Source organism: Demequina sp. NBRC 110055 (assembly GCF_002090135.1).
Lineage (GTDB): Bacteria > Actinomycetota > Actinomycetes > Actinomycetales > Demequinaceae > Demequina.
The window spans coordinates 80,205-104,110 of the sequence record NZ_BBRL01000007.1; the positions used below are offsets into that span (position 1 = coordinate 80,205).

The following is a 23,906-nucleotide window of genomic DNA, read 5'->3' on the forward strand; positions in this document are numbered from 1 at the left end:
ACCAGGGAATTCATGACCTCTTACGGCTATGGTCATGAGATGGATGCACAACCCGGCGCCGCCACGGGCACGCCCCTCGTGGTCCTCGACCACGTCAACAAGCACTTCGGGGACCTGCACGTCCTCAACGACATCAATCTCACGGTGGATCGCGGCGAGGTTGTCATCGTCATCGGCCCCTCGGGCTCGGGCAAGTCGACGCTGTGCCGCGCGATCAACCGCCTCGAGACGATCGACGAGGGCACCATCGCGATCGATGGCGTGGAATTGCCCGATGAGGGCAAGCCGCTCGCGCAGCTGCGTGCCGATGTGGGCATGGTGTTTCAGTCGTTCAACCTGTTTGCGCACAAGACGATCCTCGAGAACGTCACGCTCGGGCCCATCAAGGTACGGGGAGTGCCGAAGGCTCAGGCTCGCGCCGAGGCGATGCAACTCCTGGAGCGCGTGGGGGTCGCGAACCAGGCCGACAAGCTCCCCGCACAGCTGTCGGGTGGCCAGCAGCAGCGTGTCGCCATCGCGCGCTCGCTCGCGATGAAGCCCAAGGTCATGCTCTTCGACGAGCCCACGTCCGCGCTGGACCCGGAGATGATCAACGAGGTCCTCGACGTCATGACGAGCCTGGCCAAGGAGGGCATGACGATGATCGTCGTGACTCACGAGATGGGCTTCGCGCGCAAGGCCGCGAACCGGGTGGTGTTCATGGCAGACGGGCTGATCCAGGAAGAGGCGACGCCCGAGGAGTTCTTCACGAACCCTCGCTCCGAGCGCGCCAAGGACTTCCTGTCCAAGATCTTGACGCACTAGTGGCGTTGGGGCTCCGGGAGACCCTCGGGGCCGGGTAGCAAGGGAGGAACGCATGTTCACGAAGACGAAGGTGGCGGCGCTGGGTGCCGCCGCGGCGATTGCGCTGACCGCGTGCGCGTCGGACGACGGCGAGGCCGCCGAGGTCGAGGCGGGGGACTTCCCCGAGGGCTCGACCATGGCCGCGCTTGCGGAGGCCGGGGAGATCACCATCGGCACCAAGTTTGACCAGCCCCTGTTCGGACTGCTCGCCCCCAGCGGCGACCCCGAGGGCTTCGACGTCGAGATCGGCAAGATCATCGCGGGCGAACTCGGCATCTCCGAGGACAACATCACGTGGACCGAGACGGTGTCTGCCAACCGCGAGCCGTTCATCGAGGACGGCTCGGTCGACATCGTGGTGGCGACTTACACGATCAACGATGAGCGCAAGGAAGTGGTGTCCTTCGCCGGTCCGTACTACAACGCCGGTCAGGCGCTGATGGTGATGGCCGACAACGAGGACATCACGGGCCCCGACGACCTCGCGGGCAAGGCCGTGTGTTCGGTCGAGGGCTCGACGCCCGCGGCGAACATCGCCGAGAACTACCCCGACGCGGAGCTGAGCCTCTTCGCGGCCTACACCGACTGCCTCGAGCCGCTGCGCAACGGCCAGGTGGACGCGGTCACCACGGACAACGTGATCCTCGCGGGATATGTCGATGAGTCCGAAGGCGAGTTCAAGATCGCCGGCGACCAGTTCACCGAGGAGCCCTACGGCATCGGCCTGGCGCACGACGACGACGAGTTCCGTTCCTGGATCAACGACGTGCTCGAGGAGATCTTCGAGGACGGCCGCTGGCTCGAGGCCTGGAACGAGACGGCCGGCACCGTGCTGCCGGAGCCGACCGCTCCCACCGTCGACCGTTACGAGAACTGACCCAGCCGCCGTGGCCCCTCCGCGAGGAGGGGCCACGGCCCTGAGCCGGCGCAGGCATCGGCCACGCCCACCACACGCAGGGGAGACATGATCACCTTCATCGACGAGTTCGGCACCATCTGGGGAGCGTTCCTCGCGACGGTGTCGCTCACGGCCGTGTCGGGCGTCCTCGCGCTCATCGGCGGCGTCGTGGTCGCGACGTTCCGGGTGAGCCCCATCGGGCCGCTGCGCACGTTCGGCACGGTGTACGTGGAGATCGTCCGCAACACCCCGCTGACGCTGATGTTCTTCTTCTGGGTGTTCGTCGCGCCCTCGTTCGGCCTCGTGTTCCCCGAACTCGGCTTCTGGCCTGCGATCGTGGCACTGTCGCTGTACACCTCGGCGTTCGTGTGTGAGGCGATGCGGTCCGGCATCAACTCGGTGGGGCTGGGCCAAGCCGAGGCGGCACGCTCGATCGGCATGACGTTCGGGCAGTCCCTGACGCACGTGGTTCTCCCGCAGGCGTGGCGCTCGGCCATTCCGCCGCTGATCTCGGTGCTCATCGCGTTGACCAAGAACACCTCGGTGGCCGCCGGCTTCGCGTTCACGGAGCTCGTCGCGATCTCGCAGCGGCTGGCGAACCGCCACCCGGCCGATGTCATCGAGTTGTTCGTCGGGGTAGGCCTCATGTACCTGCTCATCACGATCCCGCTCGGGGTGCTCGCCTCGCGCGTTGAGAAGAAGGTGGCGTTCGCGCGATGAGTGCAGAAGCATCGGTCCTCTACGACGCCCCCGGCCCTAAGGCGAAGGCCAGGGACCGCGTCTACAACATCGTCTTTACGGCCGCCTTCGTGGCGCTGTTTATCTTCCTGGCATGGCAGTTTTACGACAACGGGGTGTTTGACGACCGCTGGGCTGTGCTGTGGGACCCGCCCAAGGGTCAAGAGGCGGCCGACGTGTGGACGGCGCTGGTCGTGCGAGGCCTCGGCGCGACGCTGCTGGCCACCGTCATCGCGGCGCCCATCGCGCTCATCTCGGGCGGGCTGTTGGCCGTCGCCCGCCGCGGCATGACCAAGCGCGCGGGCATCTGGTCGTCCGTCATCGTGACCGAGATCTTCCGCGGCCTGCCCGTGCTACTCCTGATGTTCCTCGCGAAGCTCGGTTTTGGCTGGTCGCCGCTGTGGTCGGTGGTGTTCGGTCTCGCCGTCTACAACATGGCCGTGGTGGCGGAGATTCTCCGCGCCGGGCTCGCGGCCCTGCCGAAGGGGCAGCGGGAGGCCGGCCTCAGCATCGGCCTCTCGCCCATGCGCACCACCCTCATGATCGAACTGCCCCAGGCCGTCCGCATCATGCTCCCGGCCCTCATCAGCCAGATTGTGGTGCTGCTGAAGGACTCGTCGCTGGGCTACATCGTGGGCTATCAGGAACTGCTCCGCCAGGTGAAGCTGCTGCGCGACTACTTCGGCGTCGACTACACCATTCCGCTGTTCTTCGTGGGCGCCGCGATGTACATCGCCATCAACATCACCGTGTCGCGTCTGGCCATCTGGATCGAGGGCCGCATGCGCCGCTCGAACCACGTGCCGAAGCGCCCCGATGGCGAGGACGCGATGCATGAGGGCGGTGCCGAGGCCGCGCGCTTCACCGCCAACACCGGCTATGGCACGGGCGGAACACCAGGCCCGTAGCGTCATCACGGACCCTTGGCCGGCACCGCTGCGCGAAACCTTTCGCGATTTTGGGACCGCCGTGTACCCTCAGGGGCCAGAGGGGACTGACGATGGCACTGAGGACTTCTAACCGCCGCACTGTCGCGGCCGTCGCGACGCTGCTGGGCGTCGTGACTGCTGCGGGTTGTGCCGCCCCGGGCAGCATTCCCGAGGGCTCCACCATGGCCGCGCTGGAAAGCTCCGGCGAGATCACCATCGGTATCAAGTACGACCAGCCGCTGTTTGGCGAGATGGGTGCGGACGGCGTCCCGACGGGATTCGACGTCGAGGTCGCTCGCATCATCGCGGATGAGTTGGGCATCGGCGAGGACGGCATCACCTGGGTCGAGGCGCCCTCGGGCGACCGCGAGGACCTGCTGTCCAGCGGGCGGGTCGACATGGTCGTCGCGACGTACACGATCTCGGATGAGCGCAAGGAACGTGTGGGCTTCGCGGGGCCGTACTACGTCGCGGGCCAGTCGCTCATGACCCGCACCTCCGATGCCGAGATCGCCTCCGCGCTCGACCTCGGCGACAAGAAGGTCTGCTCGGTCGAGGGGTCGACCGCGGCCAGCACGATCGCCCGCGTCGCGCCCGACGCCGGCCTGGTCCTGTTCGACGACTACTCCGACTGCATCGACCCGCTGCGCACCGGGCAGGTGGACGTCGTGACGACCGACGACGTGATCTTGGCCGGATACGCGGCCGATGCCGACGGGCAGTTCCGCATCGTCGGCGGCGCCTTCACTGCGGAGCCCTACGGCATCGGCGTGGCGCTCGAGGACGACGCGTTCCGACTGTGGATCGACGACGTGCTAGAGGCCGCGATGGAGGACGGAAGGTGGCTTGAGGCGTGGAACGAGACGGCGGGTGAGGTCCTTCCCGAGCCTCAGGTACCGCACCTCGATCGCTACGCGCGGGTCGCGACAGGCGAGTAGGCGTTCACCCGTTCGCTACCTCCAAGGCCGCCGTGGTGGCGTTTCGGTGAACCTTCGCTGAACGTTCGACGGCCATGGGCCGCGGCGCCTTGCCGCTGCGGGTCGCTGCGCGAGAGGGTCGCGCCCGTGCCCTCCATGACCGCCCCCGTCGCCACCGCGCGCATCGCCCTGTGGGAGGGCGGCACCGGCGTGGGGGTGTCCTCGGTCCCCGTGCCACGCCTGAAGCCCGGCGAGGTGCTCGTCGAGGTGCGGCTCGCCACGGTATGCGGGTGCGTGCGAGACGCGGTCCGCGAACGTCGCCTCGGATCGCTGCCCAGCGTGCTGGGACACGAGGGTGTGGGGACCGTGGTGGGCGTCGGGCGCGGCGCGGAGGCCCTCGGCACCGACGGCGTTTCACTCGCCCCCGGCATGCGGGTGGTGTGGGGCCGCGACGTCGGCTGTGGGACGTGCGGCGCATGCACGGCGGGGCAGGGTGCCGCGTGCCCGGACTCGCGCGAGCTAGGCCATCAACCCATGACTGACGCGTGGGTCCTGTCGGGAAGTCTCGCGAGCCACCTCGTGCTGCCACGCGGGGCGGGCGTCGCGGTCGTGCCCGCGGGGGTGCCCGATGCCGTTGCCTCCCCCAGCGGCTGCGCGCTGACCGTCGCCGCCGCTGCCATCGACCGCGCGGGGCCGCTGGCCGGCAGGCGCGTGGTCGTGCTCGGGGCGGGGTTGATCGGTCTCGCGGCGCTCGCCATGGCCATTGAGGCAGGAGCGGCGTCCACGACCGTCGTCGAGCCGCGCGGCAAGCGCCGTCGGCGGGCCCTGCGGTTTGGCGCCGACGCGGCACTCGACTGCGACGCCCGTGTGCCCGCCTGCGACGTCATCATCGACGCCGCCGGGGGAGCGGACACGTTCGCGCGCGTGCTCGACTCGCTCGCGGCGGGCGGCACGGCGGTGGTGGCCGGCACGCGCTCGCAGGTGCCGGACGCGACCGTGGACCTCGAGCGCCTCAGCCGCGACGGGATATCCTTGCTGGGACTTGGCCGGCCGCACGGGCGCCACCTCGCGCAGGCCGTCGCGTTCATCGCGTCCACGCACGCCCTGCGCCCGTGGGCGGACATCGTGTCCGCGCCGCGAGGCCTCGACGGCGTCGTGGAGGCGATTGCACACTCGGGTGGCACCATCGCCCGCGTGGCCATCGCGCCGCGAGGGTAAACGTCCGCATCGAAGTCGCGCCGAGGGCGTCCGCGCGTGTATGCTTGATCGTCGCCGTGAAACGGCCGCGGAACCCAGTGCCCCCGGAGAACATGCCCGGGAGCTCCGCGCAACAAGACGAAAGAGGAGATGCGCCATGCCTTTGGACGCCGCCACCAAGAAGTCCATCATGACCGAGTACGCCACCACCGAGGGTGACACCGGTTCGCCCGAGGTCCAGGTCGCGATGCTGACCCAGCGCATCACCGACCTCACCGAGCACCTCAAGGAGCACAAGCACGACCACCACTCGCGTCGTGGCCTGCTGCTGCTCGTCGGTAAGCGTCGCAACCTGCTGAACTACCTTCAGCGCGTCGACATCGAGCGTTACCGCTCGCTGATTGAGCGCCTGGGCCTGCGCCGCTAAGGCTCGCCCGGTCGCGCTCGGCCCGGTCGCTCCCTCCACACGGAGGTCGAGTGACCGGGCTTTTCGCTTGTCGGGGGCCGATGCGGTGGCGGGCCTGCGTACGAAGCCCGCCACGGCATCGGCCCGACCCAGTGTCACGGACGCCGTCCCTGATACGATGAACCCGGCCCGATCCTCGGGCCACCAACACAACCTGGCAGGCCAGCCGGATGCTGATCCTCGGTGGTGATGGGCAGAACCTTCCCGACGCGGGGCCGTTCTGAGCATTTCGACTGACGATCAGTGTGATGGCTCACGCCATATCCGCATGCCTGCCACAAGGCAAGGAGTACTCATCCCTATGGAGGGTCCTGAGATCAAGGCCGCAGAAGCGGTCATCGACAACGGCACGTTCGGTACCCGCACCGTGCGCTTCGAGACGGGTCGTCTCGCGCAGCAGGCCGCCGGTACCGTCGCCGCCTACCTCGACAACGACACCATGCTGCTGTCGGCGACCACCGCCGGCAAGCACCCCCGCGACGGCTTCGACTTCTTCCCCCTGACGGTGGACGTCGAGGAGCGCTCGTACGCCGCCGGCAAGATCCCCGGCTCGTTCTTCCGTCGCGAGGGCCGCCCCTCGACCGACGCCATCCTCACGTGCCGTCTCATCGACCGCCCGCTGCGCCCCACCTTCGTGTCGGGTCTGCGCAACGAGGTCCAGGTCGTCGTGACGGTCCTCGCGATCAACCCCGACGACGCCTACGACACGCTCGCGATCAACGCCGCCTCGGCGTCGACCCAGCTGTCGGGCCTGCCGTTCACCGGCCCCGTCGCCGGTGTGCGCATCGCGCTCATCGACGGCCAGTGGGTCGCGTTCCCGCGCTACTCCGAGAAGCAGCGCGCGGTGTTCGACATGGTCGTGGCCGGCCGCATCGCCGGTGACGACGTCGCCATCATGATGGTCGAGGCCGAGGCCACCGACGACGCCTACAACCTCATCTCCGAGGGTGCGACCGCCCCCACGGAGGCCGTCGTGGCCGAGGGCCTCGAGGCCGCCAAGCCCTTCCTGCGCGCGCTGTGCGAGGCGCAGATCCAGCTCGCAAACGAGGCCGCCAAGGAGACGCAGGAGTTCCCGCGCTTCCTCGACTACGAGGACGATGTCCTCGAGGCCGTGACCGCCGCGACCGAGGCGGACCTCACCGAGGCCCTCCAGATCGCCGACAAGCAGACCCGCGAGAACCGCCTCGACGAGATCAAGGCCTCCGCGCTCGAGTCTCTCGGGGCCCAGTTCGAGGGGCGCGAGAAGGAGATCTCCGCCGCGGTGCGTTCCGTCACCAAGAAGACGGTGCGCCAGCGCATCCTCAAGGACGGCGTGCGCATCGACGGCCGTGGCCTGCGCGACATCCGTCCGCTGTCGGCCGAGGTGGGCCCCATCCCGCGCGTGCACGGCTCCGCGATCTTCGAACGTGGCGAGACCCAGATCATGGGCATCACCACCCTCAACATGCTCAAGATGGAGCAGCAGATCGACTCCTTTAACCCGGAGACGAAGAAGCGCTACATGCACCACTACAACTTCCCGCCCTTCTCCACGGGCGAGACCGGTCGTGTGGGCTCCCCGAAGCGTCGCGAGATCGGCCACGGAGCCCTCGCCGAGCGCGCCCTCGTGCCCGTCCTGCCGTCGCGTGAGGACTTCCCCTACGCGATCCGTCAGGTCTCCGAGGCGCTGGGCTCCAACGGCTCGACCTCGATGGGCTCCGTGTGTGCCTCGACCCTCGCGCTGCTGAACGCCGGTGTGCCGCTGAAGGCCCCCGTCGCCGGTATCGCCATGGGCCTCGTGTCCGACACGGTTGACGGTGAGACCCGCTACGCGGCGCTGACCGACATCCTGGGTGCCGAGGACGCCTTCGGCGACATGGACTTCAAGGTCGCCGGTACCTCGGAGTTCGTGACCGCCATCCAGCTCGACACCAAGCTCGACGGCATCCCCGCCTCGGTGCTCGCCGGCGCGCTCGACCAGGCCAAGGAGGCCCGCCTCCACATCCTGGACGTCATGGCCGGTGCGATCACCGAGCCCGACGAGATGAGCCCCCACGCTCCCCGCATCATCACGGTGAAGGTCCCCGTCGACAAGATCGGTGAGGTCATTGGCCCCAAGGGCAAGATGATCAACCAGATCCAGGACGACACGGGCGCCGACATCTCGATCGAGGACGACGGCACGGTCTTCATCGGCGCCGTCGACGGCCCCTCGGCCGAGGCCGCGCGCTCGGCGATCAACGCGATCGCCAACCCGCACGTGCCCGAGGTCGGCGAGCGCTACCTGGGCACGGTCGTCAAGACCGTCGCCTTCGGCGCGTTCGTGTCGCTGTCGCCGGGCAAGGACGGTCTGCTGCACATCTCGCAGATCCGCAAGCTCGTGGGCGGCAAGCGCGTCGAGAACGTCGAGGACGTGCTGTCCATCGGTCAGAAGATCCAGGTCGAGATCACCGAGGTCGACCCGCGCGGCAAGCTGTCGCTCGGCGTCGTCGAGGAGGCCTCGTCCGAGGACGCTTCCACCGAGGAGGCCGGCGAGTAATCGCCCGTTCCTGATCTGACGCGAGGGCGGTCCCGGGTTGCCGGGGCCGCCCTCATGGCATGTCCGCGTCCCGCGGGTGGCCGCACGTCGGTGGTGGGTCGCGCGCTGTGCGCCGCGAGTAGGCAGCCCAGCCCTTCAATCGGCCAGATGACGGGCTGGGCTGCACACATCGGCACTGTGGCACGGCGAATCCACATGTGACGGGCTGGAGTGCTGCCGCGCCCGCGCCGCGCACCCCGGCCCCGGCCCCCCGCACCGCCCGCGCCTCCGCCCGCGTTAGGCTCGCTCCATGCCTCACGCCTTGCCCCTCGTCGCCGCCGCCACGACCGGAAGCCACCTCACCGTCGAACAGGATGCGGGGGCGATCATCCGCCGCTCCGTCTTGCCAGGAGGGGTGAGGGTGCTCACCGAGCACATCCCCGGGATGCGCTCCGCGACCGTCGGCGCCTGGGTCGGGGTCGGCAGCCGCGACGAGACCCCGGAGCACGCGGGCTCCACCCACTTTCTCGAGCACCTGCTGTTCAAGGGCACGCCGCGCCGCACCGCCCAGGACATCGCCGTCGAGTTCGACCGGGTGGGCGGGGAGTCCAACGCGATGACGGGCAAGGAGTTCACCTGCTACTACGCGCGGGTGATCGACCGCGACCTGCCCACCGCGATCGACGTGATTCTCGACATGGTGACGTCGGCCTCGATTACCGAGGAGGACTTCGAGATGGAGCGCGGCGTCATCCTCGAAGAGCTCGCGATGAACGACGACGACCCCGGCGATGTGGCGCACGAGCGGTTTACCGAGGCGGTCCTCACGGGTCACCCGCTGGGCCGGCCCATTGGCGGCACGCCCGCCATCATCCGCTCGGTCACCCGCGACGCCGTCATCGAGCACTACCGCGAGCACTACACGCCCGCAGGCCTCATCGTCTCGGCCGCCGGCAACGTCGATCACGACACCGTCTGCGGCATGGTCCAGGAGGCCCTGGCGCTCGGAGGGTGGGATCTGACCGGCCAGGTGGCCCCCGTGGCTCGGCGCGACACCGGCGCTGCCGTGGACGCGACCCTGACCCCCGAGGTGCGCATCACCCGCGACCTCGAACAGGCACACGTCGTGCTGGGCTCGCGAGGTTTCCGCGCCACCGATGAACGCCGCGCCACGCTGGGCGTCATGAACGCGATCCTGGGCGGCGGCATGTCCTCACGCCTGTTCCAGGAGATTCGGGAGAAGCGCGGCCTCGCCTACTCGGTGTACTCCTTTGGTGCGCCTTCGGCCGAGGCCGGCATCTGGGGCATGTACGGCGCGTGCAACCCGTCCAAGGCCGATGAGGTCGAGCGCCTCCTGGCAGCCGGCCTAGAAGAACTCGCCGCCGGCGTCACCGACGAGGAGCTCGAGCGCGCGAAGGGTCAGATTGCGGGCACCACCGTGCTGCGTCTCGAGGATTCCTACTCGCGGATGTCCCGCCTGGGCAAGGCCGAGTTGGTCTTCGGAGAGCTGTGGAGCATCGAGGAATCCCTGGCCCAGGTGCGTGCGGTGACGGCCGATGCCGTGGTCGCCATGGCGGCCGATCTCGCTTCCCGTGAGCGCGCCTCGGTGAGGGTAGGCCCCGCCCGCTAAGCGCTTCTTTCCTGGGAGACGCAAGTCTCAGCCCATTCCCAGCGTTTCCCCAGGAACCGTCCATAGCCTCATCGCGACAGCACGTCACGAGGGACAGGACGGAACATGCCGCAGTTCACTTTTTCCCGCGCACGCCTGCGCACGTGGGGGATCCCCGCCGCGACGCTCGTCGCCGGCGCAGGGATCGGCGTCGGCGCGATGGCCCTGTGGGGTCCCGCAGGAAGCGACACCACCGAGGCGATCGGGCGCGGCGCGATGGCAGGCGACGGAACCGAGACCCTCACGGTCGCGCTGCAGACCCTCGAGGACACCGTCGACGCCCAGGGTACCCTCGCCGCGGTGACGAGTTCGGCGCTCGCGTTCCAGGCCTCGGGCGAGGTCACGGCGGTCAACGTCGACGAGGGCGACACGGTCGCCGTGGGTGACGTCATCGCCGAGATCGACACCCTGGCGCTCACCGCATCGCTGCGCGCAGCCGAGGCGGATCTCGCCCAGGCCGAGGCCTCGCTGTCGAATCTCGAGGACGAGGCCGACGGCTCCGATTCCTCCGACGCCCAGATCGAGGCTGCCGAAGCCCAGGTGGACGTACTGAAGGCAAGCGTCGACGACGCCGAGGACGCGATGAGTGACGCGCAGCTCGTCGCCGACATCTCCGGCCTCATCACCAGCCAGCCCTACGAGGTCGGGGACGTCGTCTCCTCCGGCTCGAGCTCAGGGGGAGCGGACGTCAGCATGGGGGGCACGGCCACGGCCGCGAGCACGACCGCTACGGCGGCCTCCGGGGTGACCATCGTGGGCCAGGACCAGTGGACGGTCTCCGTGAGCCTTTCGGAGGCCGATGTCGCCGACATCGCCGAGGGCGATCAGGTGACCTTCACGGCGGACGACCTCGCGGACCCGTTCTTCGGCGTGGTCACGGACATCGCGAACCTCCCGACCACCACCGGCGGCAGCGCGACCTATGCCGTCGAGCTCACCGTGACCGGCACCGTTGAGGGCCTGTACGAGGGCACCTCGGTGGATGCGAGCATCGTGACCCTGCGCGAGACGGACGTGCTCGCGGTCCCCGCCAACGCGATCACCACCACCGACGGCGTGTCCACCGTGACCGTTGTGGGCGAGGACGACGTCACCGAGACACGTGAGGTGACCACGGGCGAGACCATCGGCGCCTATACCGAGATCACCGACGGCCTGACCGAGGGCGAGCAACTCGAGGTGACCGTCATGGCCTCGACAGGCACGACGGATGGCGACGGAGCGGCGGCCGGCTTCGGCGGGCAGTTCCGTGGCGGCGAGCTTCCCGAGGGGACGACGTTCCCTGGCGGCGAGATGCCCACCGGTCAGGCGCCCGGCCAGTGACCGCCCGCCCCGCCACGCCTCACGACAAGGACCGTCACATGACCTCCCCTTCTGCCGCCACCCTTGACCCGGATGCCCCGGTGATCGAGCTCACCGGGGCCCGCAAGACCTACCTCACCGGGGACATCGAGTTCGAGGCCCTGCGCGGCATCGACTGCCGCATCTACCCGGGCGAATACGTGGCCATCGTGGGACCCTCGGGGTCCGGCAAGTCCACGCTCATGAACATCCTGGGCTGTCTCGACGTGCTGACCGAGGGCAGCTACGTCCTCGCGGGTGAGGACGTGTCGCACATGAACGAAGAGTCGCTCGCCTCCGCACGCAACCGGCGCATCGGCTTCGTGTTCCAGCAGTTCCACCTGCTTCCCAGCCTCACGGCCGTGGGCAACGTGGAGCTTCCGCTCGTCTACGCAGGTGTCGCCCCCGCGCAGCGCCGTGAGCGCGCCCTCGCCGCGCTCGGCCGTGTGGGCCTCGCCGACAAGGCGAGAAATCATCCTGGCCAGCTCTCGGGCGGCCAGCAGCAGCGCGTCGCCATCGCACGCGCTCTCGTCACCGAGCCCGCGATCGTGCTTGCCGACGAGCCCACCGGCAACCTCGATTCGCGCTCGACCGCCGACGTCCTGGGGATGCTCGACGAGCTCCACAGCGAGGGCTCCACAATCGTGCTCATCACGCACGAATCGGACGTGGCCGCGCGGGCGCAGACGGTCTACAACGTGACCGACGGACAGTTCGTCGGCGACTCCGTGGGGATCGCCAAATGAGAACCGCCGATCTCCTCAACAGTTCGTGGAGCGCTATCCGCAGCCACACGATGCGGTCCCTCCTCACCATGCTCGGCATCGTGGTCGGTATCGCCTCGGTGGTGCTCACCGTCGGGCTCGGTCTGGGTACCCAGAAGGACGTCTCGGACCAGATCGCGTCACTGGGCTCCGACCTCCTGATCGTGTCGCCCGGATCGTCCACCGACGACTCGGGCATGCGCGGCGGCTTCGGCAGCGCACAGACGCTCACCCTGACGGACGCGGAGGCCCTCGCCTCGACCGTGGCGGTGCCCGATGCCGTGGGAGTTGCCGCGGAGAAGACCTCCGATCTTTCGCTCGAGTATGGCGAGAGCAACTGGACCACCACGGTCACGGGCACCTCGACGAGTTGGACTCAGGTGCGCTCGCGCGAACTCCTGTACGGCGACTTCTTCACCGAGGACGACGTCACCTCGGCGGCCGACGTCATCGTGCTCGGCTCCGAGACCGCGGACGAACTGTTCGGATCGACGGCGGTGGTCGGCCAGGACGTCGTGATTGATGGCGACGCCTTCGAGGTGATCGGCGTGCTCGCCGACGCCGGATCATCCGGCGATACGTCGCTCGACGACCTGGCCGTGGTGCCGATGACCACGATGGTCGAGACCCTTGACGATTCCGGGGCGAGCGAGGCGGTGCAAACCATCTACCTCAAGGCCGCGTCCTCCGACGTGCTGAGCGCTGCCTCCCAAGAAGCCCAGAATCTGCTGCTCAACCTCCACGGCATCGCCTCCGTCGAGGACGCCGACTTCACGATCGACGTGCAGGACTCGCTGATCGACGCGGCAACCTCCGTCTACGAGCAACTGACCATCCTGCTGACGGGTATCGCGGCGCTCGCGCTGCTTGTGGGCGGCATCGGCGTGATGAACATCATGCTCGTGTCGGTGACCGAACGCACGCGCGAGATCGGCCTGCGCAAGGCGCTCGGCGCGGCGCCGGCGACCATTCGCAACCAATTCCTGATCGAGGCCATGATCTTGGGCCTCAGCGGCGGCGCGATCGGAGTGGTGATCGGCGTCGGCCTCGCGCTCGCGCTGCCCAGCGTGCTCGGCTCAACGATCGTCATCTCGGGACTCGCGCTCGTGGTGTCCGTGGTCGTCGCCGTCGGCATCGGCGCCGTGTTTGGCGTCTACCCGGCCGCCCGCGCCGCCCGCCTTGCTCCCATCGACGCTCTTCGCGACCAGTAACCGCGCCCTACGAGAGGACCTCCTCATGACTATCACCCGTGCCCACCGTGCCGTCGCCCTCGTCGGCCTCACCGCCGTGCTCCTCGCCGGCTGCTCGACGTCGGACGAGAGCGAAGCCACCGCCTCGGCCGAGACTGACATCGCCACCTCCGCGGCACCCGAGCCGCCCGCGAGCGACCAGGCGAACGGCTTCCAGCGCGGCGGCGTTAGCGGCGAGATCGCCTACGTGGCCGATGGCACCGCCCAGGTGCAGGACGACAGCTCCCAGACCGCGGTGCGGTTTACCGATGACACGACCGTGACGACGGAGGTGGAGATCGCGCTGACCGATTTCGCCGAGGGACAGTGCGTGGTCGTGCTCCTCGGCGACGATGACGCGGCGACCTCCGTGTCCGTCTCCGAGCCCGACGAGGACGGCACCTGCGCGACCGGATTTGGCGGCATGGGCGGCGAGCGCCCGACCGGTGACATGCCGGAAGGTATGGAGCGCCCCACGGATGGCGACATCCCCTCAGACATGCCGACCGCGATGCCGGAGGGCATGGAGGCGCCGGAGGAGGGGACCGCCCCGCAGGGCCAGATGCCCGGGGGGTTCGCGGGCCTCGTCACCGGCACCGTGAGCGCCGTGAGCGATGGCGCGCTGACGGTCGACGACGAGGACGGTGAGCCCACCGAGGTCAGTGTCGCCGACGACGCGACGGTGACGGGCACCGAGGTGGCCGACACCGAGGCCATCGAGGTGGGCCTGTGCATGACCGCGATGGGTGAAGCGGACTCCTCGGGAGGCTACGACGCGACCTCGATCGCGCTCAGTGCCGCAACCGCCGAGGGCTGCACGACCGGCTTGGGCGGGCGCGGCGGCTTCGGCGGCGGTGCCGCCGGTGGCGGTATGGGCGGCGATCTGGACCAGCTCGACACGGACACCGAGTGATGGCCGTCGCCGCCATGACGCGCCGCTGGGGCTGGCGCGTCGCCGTCGTGCCCGTGGCCGTGGGTGCGGTGGTCGCGGGCGTCACGCTGACCGGCGCTACCTCGACGTCCGCGACCTATCGCACCGCCACCGCCACCACAGGTGACGTCACACAGACGCTCACCACGACCGGTGCGATCGAGTCCGCCAGCCGCTCAGACCTCACGTTCCAGGTTGACGGCACCGTGGAGGAGCTCGACGTGGCCGAGGGCGACACCGTCGCGGCGGGCGACACGCTCGCGACGCTTAAGGTGGACGACCTCGAGGACGCGGTGGCCGCGGCCGAGGAGGCGCTCGCGGATGCCGAGGAGGCACTCGCGGATGACCTCGAGGCGCAGAGCGCCGGCTCGTCGAGCACGGCATCGTCGGTCGCGTACCGCACCGAGGGCGAGGCCGCCGCCACCGTCACGACGGTCGCCTACACGGTCGCGTCAACGGTGGCGACAACCGAGGCGACAGCCGGATCGAGCGACGAGGTCGCCACGGCGCTCGCGGAGCTCCGGACCGCGCAGCAGGCACTGCTGGACCAATACGACGTCGCGCAGGTGGCGCTCGACGCCGCCGACCAGGCCTCCTCGACCGCACAGGCGGTATGTGCGGCTTTCACCTCAGCGGGCGACGACGGTGCGACGACGGACGAGTCACGCGACGGTTCTGAGGGAGGCTCCGCGAGCGGCGCCACTGGGGCGGCCGGGGACGACGACACGGCACTCGCCGATACCCTCGCCGCCTGCCAAGAGGCCACCGACGCGGCCCTCACCGCCTCCCAGCACTCGATCTCCGCACAACACGAGCTGATGGCTGTCGCGACGGCCGTCGACGAGGCGGTCGCCGCCTATCAGGAGGCGCTGGCCGGCGCCGCCACGAGTGGCGACGGCGACGCCGACGAGACGGAACCCGAGGCGTCTGCATCTGCTGAGCCGACCACGCCGGCGCTGCCGACGCCGGAACCGTCCAGCACGGAACCTCCGACGCCCGAATCCTCGGCCTCACCCCAGGCGCCGGACAACGGCGAGTCGAGCGACGCGTCCACCGGTGACGGGGCGGCTGTTCCCTCCGGACAGGAGGGCAGCAGCGCCAGCCAAGGCAGCGGCGGCCCCAGCCAAGGTGGCGACGCTTCCAGCCAAGAGAGCCTCGGTAGCGGTGGCTCCGCGATGGGGAACGCCACCGGTGGGGACCAGGCCGTGCCCACCGCGGCCGATATCCTCGCCGACAAGGCTGACATCACCGCGGCCGAGGCCGATCTGGCGGTCGCCCAGCAGCAGCTGGAATACGCCTCGCTGACGGCACCCGTGGCCGGTACCGTCGTCGCGGTCGGGTTTACCGCGGGTGACGACGTGACGGGCGGAGACTCGGCCGCGGTCATCACGCTGGTCGCGGACAACTCCTACGTCGTCAACCTCGCCGTCAGCCTCACCGAGGCGCAACTTCTGGAGGCGGGCCAGGATGCCCAACTCATCCTCACGAGCACCGGTGACGTGGTCGCGGGCACCGTCGCGAGCGTGTCCCACGTCAATACGGGCAATGCCTACCAGCAGTCCTACGCAGTGAGCGTCGCTGTGCCCGACCCTGGCTTCGACATCCGCATCGGCGCAGCGACCCGCATGGTCATCACGGTCGCCGCCTCGACCGACGTCCTCGTGGTGCCCACGTCGGCGGTGAAGGATGCCGCTGGGGCAGCCACCGTGCAGGTTCTGACGGAGGACGGCACGGCCACCGAGGTCACGATCGAGACCGGCGCGATCGGTACCGAGTACACGGAGGTCCTCTCCGGGCTCGAGTCTGGTTCCCAGGTGGTCCTCGCGGATCTCACCGCGGCGCTCACCGACGACGAGGAGGCCGAGGAATCCAGCGGTCTGCTGGGCGGTCTCGACTCCGGCTCCGACGACTCCGGTGAGTTCGAGCGTCCCGACGGCTTCACCCCGCCGGGCGGGGGAGCGGGTGGCGGCTTCCAACCGCCGGCCATGAACGGCTGACGACGCACCATCGCTTCCGAGGCGCCCGGTAGGCTCGTCGACATGATCAACGTCGCCGTGCTGGGCGCCTCGGGGCGCATGGGATCGACCGTCGTCGAGGCGGTGACCGCCGCCGAGGACATGCAGGTCGTGGCCCGGCTCGACGCGAGCGACAGCGTCGCGGACGCGGCGCGAGCCCAGGCCAGCGTGGCAGTCGACTTCACCGTGCCTGAGGCGTCCGAGGCCAACGTCCACGCGCTCATCGACGCCGGCGTGCACGCCGTCGTCGGTACCTCGGGCTGGACGCAGGACGCGGTCGCTCGCGTCGAGGAACACCTGCGCGAGCGCCCCGAGATCGGCGTGCTGATCGCCCCCAACTTCGCGCTCGGTGCGGTGCTCGCCATGCGCTTCGCCGCGGCCGCCGCACCATACTTTGAGTCCGTCGAAGTGATCGAGATGCACCACCCCGACAAGCTCGACGCGCCCTCCGGCACCGCCCACCACACGGCGGCGGGTATCGCGGCTTCCCGGGCCGCCGCCGGCATCGGCCCCTCGCCCGACGCCACGCAGCACGACCCTGCGGGTGCGCGCGGCGCCCTCGTCGATGGCGTTCGCGTCCACGCCGTCCGCCTGCGCGGCCTCACCGCGCACGAGGAGGTTCTGCTGGGCAACCCCGGCGAGCAGTTCACGCTGCGTCACGACAGCTTTGACCGCTCGTCGTTCATGCCCGGCGTGCTGCTCGGCATCCGCGAGATCGACCGTCACCCGGGCCTCACGCTCGGACTCGACGGCTACCTGAGCCTGTAGATGCGTCTGTTCCGCCAGCCCGCGTTCCTTGCCGCCGTCGCGATGACGGTACTGCTGGCCATGTATTTCGCATTCGTCGCTCAGTATGCGGTCGCCTTCGTGATGGCCGATGCCTGGGCCGCCAAGGTGCTCGGGCTCGCCCTGCTCGTGTTGCCGGCCATCGGCCTGTGGTACGTCGTCGTGGAGTGGCGCCTGGGAACAACCGTGCAGCGCATGGCCACCGTGCTCGAGGCCGAGGGTGGCCTCCCGATGCACGACGGCGAGCGCCTTCCCAACGGTCGGCTCACCGAGGACGCCGCCGAGGCCATCTTCGCGGTCGCTCGGCTCGAGGCCGAGCACAGCCCCGATGACTGGCGCGCGTGGTTCAGGGTGGCGTGGGCCTACGACGCCAACCGGGACCGTTCCATGGCCCGCAAGTCGCTCCGCCACGCCGCCGACCTGTTCCGCGCCGAGCGCCGCGCAAGCGTGTGACGCGCTAGCTCAGGTCGGCGCGCCACATCAGTTCGGCCATCTCGCCGGCTGGTCCATCCATGCCGCGGCGGATGCCGCCCTCGGCAAACCCCGCGGATGTCAGGAATGCCTCGCGCGCCTTGTCGCCCTCGATCGCCCACGCGCGCACCGGGGACGTGCCGTGGATACGCAGGGTGTCGACGCACGCGGCCAGCAGGCGCGAGCCGTGGCCCAAGCGACGGTGCTCCGGGGCGACCTCGAGCGCGATGATCTCGCCCTGGGCGAGGGCAGCGAAGCCCACCACGTGCGGGCCGTCGGTCGCGACGAATACGCGATGCTGGCGCGACGGCGGCGCCTCGATCGCGGCACCCCACTGCGCGAGGATCTCGTCGCGCGGAAGCCCCGCCACGGCATCGGCCCCCAACGTGGCTTGCCACGCGGCCAACTGGATGTCCGCGATGGCCTCCTCGTCTCCGGGGACGGCGGGGCGGGCGGAGACATCGGCGGTGGGCATGGGTCAAGCCTACGGGCGCGTCAGCCCCACCCGAGCAGCCGTAGCCCTGCGGCCACGCAGGCCGCCGCCGCGACGACCACGATGAAAGGCGCGCGCTTCCACAGCAGCAGCGCCGCGACTGCGACGGCGACCACGCGTGCGTCGATCACGAGCGCACTGCCGGACGTGAAGGCCTGTGTCGCAAAGAGTGCGGCCAGCAGACCGACCGTGACGAAGCCCGCGACCCGGTGCACGCGGGGGTGCTCCAGCCACGCCTCGGGCACCACGTGCCCCGCGTACTTGGTGAGGAAGGCGAGCGCGGCGGCCGCGGCGATGGCGACCCAGGTCCAGGCGTAGGGGTTCACTCGGGCACCTCCCGCGCCGGCGCATTCCAGCCCGCGGCGATCGCGACGAGGGCAGCGGCAAGGATCGGCAAGCCCGCGGGCAGAAGGGGAGTGAGGACCAGAGCCAGGACGGCCGATGCCGCGGCCACGCCTTGCGCTCGTCGGCTCGCCAGGCGTGGCCACACCAGCCCGAGGAAGGCCGCGGCTGCCGCCGCGTCGAGGCCCCAGTCGCTCGGGTCGCCGATCGCGGAGCCGAGCACGGCGCCCAGGAGCGTGATGGCGTTCCACGCGACGAACACGCCGATGCCGGTCCACCAGAAGGCGGCGCGTCGGGCGGGCACATCATGCGGCGGCTGCGCCAGCGCGACCGCGGTGGATTCATCGATGGTGAGCTGGGCCGCGGCTGCCCGCGTGAAAGCTCGCATGGGCCGCATGAAGGGCGCGAGTGCGATGCCATAGAAGCCGTTGCGCACTCCCAGGAACGTCGAGGTCGCGACGGCCGCGGCGCCGGAGCCGCCCGCCGCAATCACGCCGATGAAGGCGAACTGCGAGCCACCGGAGAACAGCAGCAGGCTGAGCGCCATGGTCTGCCACACGTCCAGGCCGGCCGCCACGGAGAGGGCGCCGAAACTCAGACCGTACGCGCCCGTCGCGAGCGATACCGACAGCGCCTGTTGGCGAGCGGCGTCGAGGCGGGGCATGACGAGCATTGTGGCAGGCGTGAGGGCTGCCACCGTGCGCCCGACTGGCACCAGCGTTCGTCTCCTGTGAGTCATTCCGTGTACGGATCCGCGCGGATCCGTACACTCAGCGACTCGTGGGGCGCGGGCTTGCCGGAACCACCGGCCGCGGCCACGAGGCGAGCGGCTCGCTGGTGAGTGTCGAGGCGTCGGCCACCCACTCGACGGCAGGCGCCATCTCGCCCGCGTCGAAGCACTGTTTGCCGCCCAGGTCGCGCTGACGGTAGCCCAGCCTGCGAGGAACAGCGGAGCTGCGGGCGTTCGTGGGCGCGTGGCCGATGGTCACGACCGCGGCGCCCGCGGTGTCGAGCGCGACGAGTGTGAGGGCGGCGGCCGCCTCGGTGACGAGGCCCTTACCCTCGTGTGCGGCGTCGATCCAATAGCCGATCTCCAGGCCGTCCGGGTCGCTCCGCACGTGGAATCCCGAGCCGCCCACCAGGACACCGTCGGCATCGAACATCCCCATGGTGAAGCCGGTACCCGCGGCGAACTTCTCGGCCTCGCCGGCGATCCACTCGCGCCGGTCCGCCACGGTCTGAGGCTCGAACTGGATCCACTCCATGTACGGGCGCAGATGCTCGAGGTTGCGGGTGACGACCTCGACGAGCTGCTCGGCATCGGCCTCGACATAGGTGCGTAACACCAGCCGCTCGGTCTCGATCCGGGTGGGGACGCGGTAGCTGGCGGTCATGGCTCCAGTATCCATACGGACAAGGCGAGGCCGTCGCGGAGGCGCTCGCCCATGTAAGTGAATCCGCATCTGTGGGCCACGGCGGCGGAACGAGTGTTGTCCGGCGTGCACCAGATCTCGACCCTGGTGGCACCGGCGTCGAGCGCCGCGCGCGAGACCGCGGTCACGGCCTCGCTGGCGATCCCTCGCCCCTCAAAGTCGGCGCCGAGCCAATAGCCGACCTCGAGGGCGTCCGGCCCCACCCGTGTGTGAAGGCTGACCCCGCCAGCCATTTCTCCCGTGGCGGCGTCAATGATGGCGTAACGAAAGTTCTCTCCGACGGCGAAGCTACGCCGGTAGTCGCTGATGAGTTGGTCTCGCTCGTCCAGGTTCCGAGGCTCGTGCGCGGCCCACGGAATGAACGGCCGCAGGTGCTCCATGTTTGCGAGGACGAGCCGGTGCAGTGCTGTGACGTCGGACGCTACGTATGCGCGGATCGCGAGCCGCTCCGTGGTGATGCGGTGAGCTAGCGGCCAGGTTGGCGGCCCTGCGGGACGTGAGTCGCTCACGGCGCCGTCCGCGCCCACAGGTCCATCGGCACCCCGGCGTGCGTGTCATGCGTGATGCCCTCGCGGCGAAAGCCAGCGCGCCCGGCGACGGCGATCGCGGCCGCGTTCTCGGGCAAGGTCAGGATTTCGACGCGCGTGACCCGCGAGTCCTCGAACGCGACGCGGGTGAGTGCCTTGACCGCCTCCGTCACGTAGCCGTGGCCTTGGTGCGCGGGAGCGAGCCAGTAGCCGATCTCGCGGATCTCCTCCTCGCGCGCCGGGTGGAGACCGACGGAGCCGATGAGCCGGCCGTCGTCGCGCGAGAGCAGGGCGAGGTAACCCTTGGTTCCGTCCGCCGCCCACCGCGCGCACTGGCGCAGCCAGTCCAGGTGCTCGTTGAGGCTCAGCGGCTCGTCGCGTGCCCACGGCATCCATGGGCTCAGGTGATCCGCGCTCGCGGTCATGAGCGCGTGATAGGAGTCGACATCCGTCTCCGGCTCCCAGCGCCGTAGCACCAGCCGCTCCGTCTCGATCCGATTCGGCACGGTCCAGGCGGGGCTCATGTCCCGATCATGTCAGGTGGCCCGCCGCTACCATGGCGGCCATGGCAGACGACAAGCGGCAGCGCCGCACCCGCATCGTGGCCGGCGTGACGATCGTCGCCCTCATCCTCGGCACCACCGGAGGCGTGCTGCTCACGACGCTCTTCACCTGACGCGCGGCCTCCTGGAGGAGGTGCGTGTCACCCTCGGCGCGCGTAGGTGACGAACCGGTGGCGCGGCCCCGTCGCGGAGTCTCGCCAGCCGGAATCCTCGACGACGCCCCACACCGCGGGATCCACCGCGGGTGCGAACGTGTCGCCGTCCACCTCGAGGTCGATCTCGGTGACCTCGAGCCCGTCGACCGCCTCGAGCGCCGCGCCGTAGACTCGCCCGCCGCCGATGACCCACACGTCGCCATCGGGAGTGAGACGAGCCGCGGTCTCGAGAGCCGCCGCGAGCGAGGCGACCACGGCATCGGCCCCGTCGAGGGAGTCCGCCGACGTGACCACGACGTTCACCCGTCCCGGCAGCGGCCGGAACTTCGCGGGGAAGGATTCCCAGGTGCGCCGGCCCATCACGACCGCGCCGCCGCGCGTGAGCGACGAGAACCGCTTGAGGTCCTCCGGCAGGTGCCACGGCATGTCGCCGCCGGCGCCGATAACGGGCCGCCCGGAGCCGTCGCGTGCCTGAGCCCAGATCGCCTTCAGCGCCACCGGGACCTCAGACCGCCACGGGCGCCTTGATGCCCGGGTGGTGCTGGTAGTTCTCGATGACCACGTCGTCGATGTCGTAGTCGAACAGCGAGTCCTTTGCCGGCAGCGATAGCGTCGGATACGGGTAGGGCTCGCGCGACAACTGCAACTCGACCTGCTCCAGGTGGTTGGAGTAGATGTGGCAGTCGCCGCCGGTCCAGACGAAGTCGCCCACCTCGAGCCCCGTCTGCGCCGCGATCATGTGGGTCAGCAGCGCGTACGACGCGATGTTGAACGGCACGCCCAGGAACAGGTCAGCGGAGCGCTGGTACAACTGGCACGACAGTTTGCCGTCCGCGACGTAGAACTGGAACATCGCGTGGCACGGCGGCAGCGCCATCGCGTCCACGAGCGCGGGGTTCCACGCGCTCACGATGTGCCGGCGAGAGTCGGGCTTGGTGCGAATCGACTCGATCACCTGCGCGATCTGGTCCACGTGCGAGCCATCCGGCGCGGGCCATGATCGCCACTGGTAGCCGTAGACCGGCCCCAGTTCGCCCTGGTCGTCCGCCCACTCGTCCCAGATGGAGATGCCTCGCTCCTGCAGCCAGCGCACGTTGGTGTCGCCGCGCAGGAACCACAGCAGTTCGCCCACCACGGAGCGCACATGCACGCGCTTGGTCGTGATGAGGGGAAATCCCTGGGAGAGGTCGTAGCGCAGCTGGCGGCCGAAGACCGACAAGGTTCCCGTCCCGGTGCGGTCATCCTTGCGCGTGCCGGTCGCGAGCACGTCGCGCAGCAGGTCCTCGTACGGCGTGGGGATCGCGGGCATGGCCACAGACTACGCCGGGGCCGATGCGGTGGCAGGCGTCGCCGCGCGGGCTCGGCTCCGGTGGGGTTGACTGGGAAGACACACCGCGTCCGAAGGAGGGCCCATGTTCACCGTCACCGACCTGAGTGAGGCCATCGACGAGCACTTGGCCCTGGCCTACGAGGCCTCGAGCGGGCGGTCCTCGGTGACGGTGACGGGGGACCGACACTCGGACCTCCGCCAGACACTCATCGCCATCGCGGGCGGCAACAGGCTGCACGACCACGACAGCCCAGGCGAGGCGACCCTGCAGGTACTCCGCGGCGAGATCACGCTCACGGTCGGGGAGGGACAGATGGCGCTCGGGGAGGGCGAACTGATGGTGCTGCCAGCGGCGCGCCACGGCGTGGAGGCGGTGACCGACTGCGCGCTGCTGCTCACCGTGGCGACGCGAGCCGAGCGCTAAAGCCGGCCACCGCATCGGCCGGTGGCAAGCCGTTGACACGATAGGTTTGGCCCCATGACCTCCTCGCGCCCCTTCGGGACGGTGCTCACCGCCATGGTGACGCCGATGCATGACGACGGCTCCCTGGATATCGACGGGGCCGTCACGCTCGCGAAGCACCTGCTGGACCATGGCTCTGACGGTCTCGTCATCTCCGGCACGACGGGCGAGGCGCCCACGACGCACGCGCCGGAGAAGGCGGAGCTGACCGCCGCCCTGGTCGAGGCCGTGGGGGACCGCGCGACGCTGATCGCCGGCGCCGGGTCGAACGACACGGCCCACGCCGTGATGATGGCCGAGCAGGCCGCCGAGGCGGGCGTGGACGGCGTCCTCGCCCTGGTGCCGTACTACTCGAAGCCCTCCCAGAAGGGCATCGTCGCGCACCTGTCGGCGATCGCCAGCGCGACCGACCTTCCTGTCATGCTCTACGACATTCCCGGGCGCACCGGGGTGGCGCTCACGGACGAGTCGTTCGACGCGCTCGCGGACATCGACACCATCGTGGCCAACAAGGATGCGACGGGCAATGTGGCGGCCGCCAAGGACCGCATCGCGCGCACCGGTCTTGCCTGGTATTCCGGCGACGACCCGCTCACCCTCGAGTTTCTGCGCGCCGGCGCCGTGGGAGTGGTCTCCGTGTCCGCCCACGTCGCAGGTGAGCGCATCGCGGCGATGATCGCCGCTCATGACGCCGGCGACACCGCCGGCGCCGACCGTCTGCACGAGGACCTGCTTCCCGTGCACGACGCCATCTTCACCGGCCCCGGGGCCGCGAACGCCAAGGCCGCCATGGAGCTGCTCGGCGTCATCCCGGGGCGCCATATGCGCCTGCCGCTGCTGCCGCTGGACGACGACGAGTACGCCTCGCTCGCCTCGGCGCTACGCGCGGGAGGCGTCACCATCCCCTAG

At 69.8% G+C, this 23,906-nt stretch carries 26 protein-coding genes; 18 read left to right on the forward strand and 8 right to left on the reverse strand.

Going from position 1 to position 23,906, the window contains the following annotated elements; translation table 11 throughout:
• The first annotated feature begins 39 nt into the window (after positions 1 to 39).
• The 16 genes from B7K24_RS08525 (at position 40) to B7K24_RS08600 (ending at position 17,673) form a co-directional block, all read left to right on the forward strand.
• On the forward strand, positions 40 to 804 hold the full coding sequence (locus B7K24_RS08525) for an amino acid ABC transporter ATP-binding protein (protein ID WP_084129914.1): 765 nt from the start codon (positions 40 to 42) through the stop codon (positions 802 to 804).
• 52 nt (positions 805 to 856) lie between these two features.
• Positions 857 to 1,720, forward strand: a complete 864-nt coding sequence (locus B7K24_RS08530) for a glutamate ABC transporter substrate-binding protein (protein ID WP_084129915.1) — start codon at positions 857 to 859, stop codon at positions 1,718 to 1,720.
• An 87-nt stretch (positions 1,721 to 1,807) separates the two neighbouring features.
• Positions 1,808 to 2,461: an amino acid ABC transporter permease gene (locus B7K24_RS08535; RefSeq protein ID WP_084129916.1), complete on the forward strand. Its 654-nt coding sequence runs from the start codon at positions 1,808 to 1,810 to the stop codon at positions 2,459 to 2,461.
• Complete coding sequence (locus B7K24_RS08540; RefSeq protein ID WP_084129917.1) at positions 2,458 to 3,387, forward strand: amino acid ABC transporter permease; 930 nt, start codon at positions 2,458 to 2,460, stop codon at positions 3,385 to 3,387. The genes B7K24_RS08535 and B7K24_RS08540 overlap by 4 nt, the downstream gene beginning before the upstream one ends.
• A gap of 92 nt (positions 3,388 to 3,479) precedes the next feature.
• Complete coding sequence (locus B7K24_RS08545; protein ID WP_084129918.1) at positions 3,480 to 4,346, forward strand: glutamate ABC transporter substrate-binding protein; 867 nt, start codon at positions 3,480 to 3,482, stop codon at positions 4,344 to 4,346.
• Between the two features lie 135 nt (positions 4,347 to 4,481).
• Positions 4,482 to 5,543, forward strand: a complete 1,062-nt coding sequence (locus tag B7K24_RS08550) for an alcohol dehydrogenase catalytic domain-containing protein (protein ID WP_234986648.1) — start codon at positions 4,482 to 4,484, stop codon at positions 5,541 to 5,543.
• A gap of 136 nt (positions 5,544 to 5,679) precedes the next feature.
• Entirely contained in the window at positions 5,680 to 5,949 is a 270-nt protein-coding gene (gene rpsO, locus B7K24_RS08555; RefSeq protein ID WP_084129920.1) for a 30S ribosomal protein S15, read from the forward strand.
• A 340-nt stretch (positions 5,950 to 6,289) separates the two neighbouring features.
• Positions 6,290 to 8,506 carry a polyribonucleotide nucleotidyltransferase gene (locus B7K24_RS08560; RefSeq protein WP_084129921.1) on the forward strand — a complete coding sequence of 739 codons (2,217 nt, stop codon included), beginning with the start codon at positions 6,290 to 6,292 and terminating at the stop codon, positions 8,504 to 8,506.
• Positions 8,507 to 8,795: 289 nt separating this feature from the next.
• Positions 8,796 to 10,115, forward strand: coding sequence for a pitrilysin family protein (locus B7K24_RS08565; protein ID WP_084129922.1), 1,320 nt, complete (start codon positions 8,796 to 8,798; stop codon positions 10,113 to 10,115).
• Positions 10,116 to 10,220: 105 nt separating this feature from the next.
• Positions 10,221 to 11,477, forward strand: a complete 1,257-nt coding sequence (locus tag B7K24_RS08570) for an efflux RND transporter periplasmic adaptor subunit (RefSeq protein WP_084129923.1) — start codon at positions 10,221 to 10,223, stop codon at positions 11,475 to 11,477.
• A 38-nt stretch (positions 11,478 to 11,515) separates the two neighbouring features.
• Positions 11,516 to 12,241, forward strand: coding sequence for an ABC transporter ATP-binding protein (locus B7K24_RS08575; RefSeq protein WP_084130033.1), 726 nt, complete (start codon positions 11,516 to 11,518; stop codon positions 12,239 to 12,241).
• Positions 12,238 to 13,470: an ABC transporter permease gene (locus B7K24_RS08580; RefSeq protein WP_084129924.1), complete on the forward strand. Its 1,233-nt coding sequence runs from the start codon at positions 12,238 to 12,240 to the stop codon at positions 13,468 to 13,470. The genes B7K24_RS08575 and B7K24_RS08580 overlap by 4 nt, the downstream gene beginning before the upstream one ends.
• A 25-nt stretch (positions 13,471 to 13,495) precedes the next feature.
• Entirely contained in the window at positions 13,496 to 14,401 is a 906-nt protein-coding gene (locus B7K24_RS08585; RefSeq protein WP_084129925.1) for a hypothetical protein, read from the forward strand.
• On the forward strand, positions 14,401 to 16,416 hold the full coding sequence (locus B7K24_RS08590; protein ID WP_084129926.1) for an efflux RND transporter periplasmic adaptor subunit: 2,016 nt from the start codon (positions 14,401 to 14,403) through the stop codon (positions 16,414 to 16,416). The genes B7K24_RS08585 and B7K24_RS08590 overlap by 1 nt, the downstream gene beginning before the upstream one ends.
• Before the next feature lie 42 nt (positions 16,417 to 16,458).
• The gene (gene dapB, locus B7K24_RS08595) at positions 16,459 to 17,202 is read left to right on the forward strand and encodes a 4-hydroxy-tetrahydrodipicolinate reductase (RefSeq protein WP_084129927.1); all 744 of its coding nucleotides are present in this window, start codon (positions 16,459 to 16,461) and stop codon (positions 17,200 to 17,202) included.
• Positions 17,203 to 17,673, forward strand: coding sequence for a hypothetical protein (locus B7K24_RS08600; protein WP_084129928.1), 471 nt, complete (start codon positions 17,203 to 17,205; stop codon positions 17,671 to 17,673).
• 4 nt (positions 17,674 to 17,677) lie between these two features.
• Here B7K24_RS08600 and B7K24_RS08605 read toward each other — a convergent pair whose 3' ends face one another.
• The 8 genes from B7K24_RS08605 to B7K24_RS08640 all read right to left on the reverse strand — a co-directional run bounded on the left by B7K24_RS08605 (position 17,678) and on the right by B7K24_RS08640 (position 22,513).
• Positions 17,678 to 18,166: a GNAT family N-acetyltransferase gene (locus B7K24_RS08605; protein ID WP_084129929.1), complete on the reverse strand. Its 489-nt coding sequence runs from the start codon at positions 18,164 to 18,166 to the stop codon at positions 17,678 to 17,680.
• Between the two features lie 20 nt (positions 18,167 to 18,186).
• Positions 18,187 to 18,510: an AzlD domain-containing protein gene (locus B7K24_RS08610; RefSeq protein ID WP_084129930.1), complete on the reverse strand. Its 324-nt coding sequence runs from the start codon at positions 18,508 to 18,510 to the stop codon at positions 18,187 to 18,189.
• Entirely contained in the window at positions 18,507 to 19,190 is a 684-nt protein-coding gene (locus B7K24_RS08615; protein ID WP_159449197.1) for an AzlC family ABC transporter permease, read from the reverse strand. The genes B7K24_RS08610 and B7K24_RS08615 overlap by 4 nt, the downstream gene beginning before the upstream one ends.
• Before the next feature lie 106 nt (positions 19,191 to 19,296).
• A complete protein-coding gene (locus B7K24_RS08620) occupies positions 19,297 to 19,920 on the reverse strand; it encodes a GNAT family N-acetyltransferase (protein WP_159449198.1) in 624 nt (207 codons plus the stop codon).
• On the reverse strand, positions 19,917 to 20,468 hold the full coding sequence (locus B7K24_RS08625; protein ID WP_159449199.1) for a GNAT family N-acetyltransferase: 552 nt from the start codon (positions 20,466 to 20,468) through the stop codon (positions 19,917 to 19,919). Before B7K24_RS08625 ends, B7K24_RS08620 begins: the two co-directional genes overlap by 4 nt.
• The gene (locus B7K24_RS08630) at positions 20,465 to 21,010 is read right to left on the reverse strand and encodes a GNAT family N-acetyltransferase (protein ID WP_084129934.1); all 546 of its coding nucleotides are present in this window, start codon (positions 21,008 to 21,010) and stop codon (positions 20,465 to 20,467) included. Before B7K24_RS08630 ends, B7K24_RS08625 begins: the two co-directional genes overlap by 4 nt.
• Positions 21,011 to 21,189: 179 nt before the next feature.
• Positions 21,190 to 21,702 carry a dihydrofolate reductase gene (locus B7K24_RS08635; protein WP_084129935.1) on the reverse strand — a complete coding sequence of 171 codons (513 nt, stop codon included), beginning with the start codon at positions 21,700 to 21,702 and terminating at the stop codon, positions 21,190 to 21,192.
• A 7-nt stretch (positions 21,703 to 21,709) separates the two neighbouring features.
• A complete protein-coding gene (locus B7K24_RS08640) occupies positions 21,710 to 22,513 on the reverse strand; it encodes a thymidylate synthase (protein ID WP_084130034.1) in 804 nt (267 codons plus the stop codon).
• A 103-nt stretch (positions 22,514 to 22,616) separates the two neighbouring features.
• Here B7K24_RS08640 and B7K24_RS08645 point away from each other — a divergent pair, with 103 nt between their 5' ends.
• Both B7K24_RS08645 and dapA read left to right on the forward strand, forming a co-directional pair.
• Entirely contained in the window at positions 22,617 to 22,958 is a 342-nt protein-coding gene (locus B7K24_RS08645) for a cupin domain-containing protein (RefSeq protein WP_084129936.1), read from the forward strand.
• Positions 22,959 to 23,012: 54 nt separating this feature from the next.
• Positions 23,013 to 23,906, forward strand: coding sequence for a 4-hydroxy-tetrahydrodipicolinate synthase (gene dapA / locus B7K24_RS08650; RefSeq protein WP_084129937.1), 894 nt, complete (start codon positions 23,013 to 23,015; stop codon positions 23,904 to 23,906).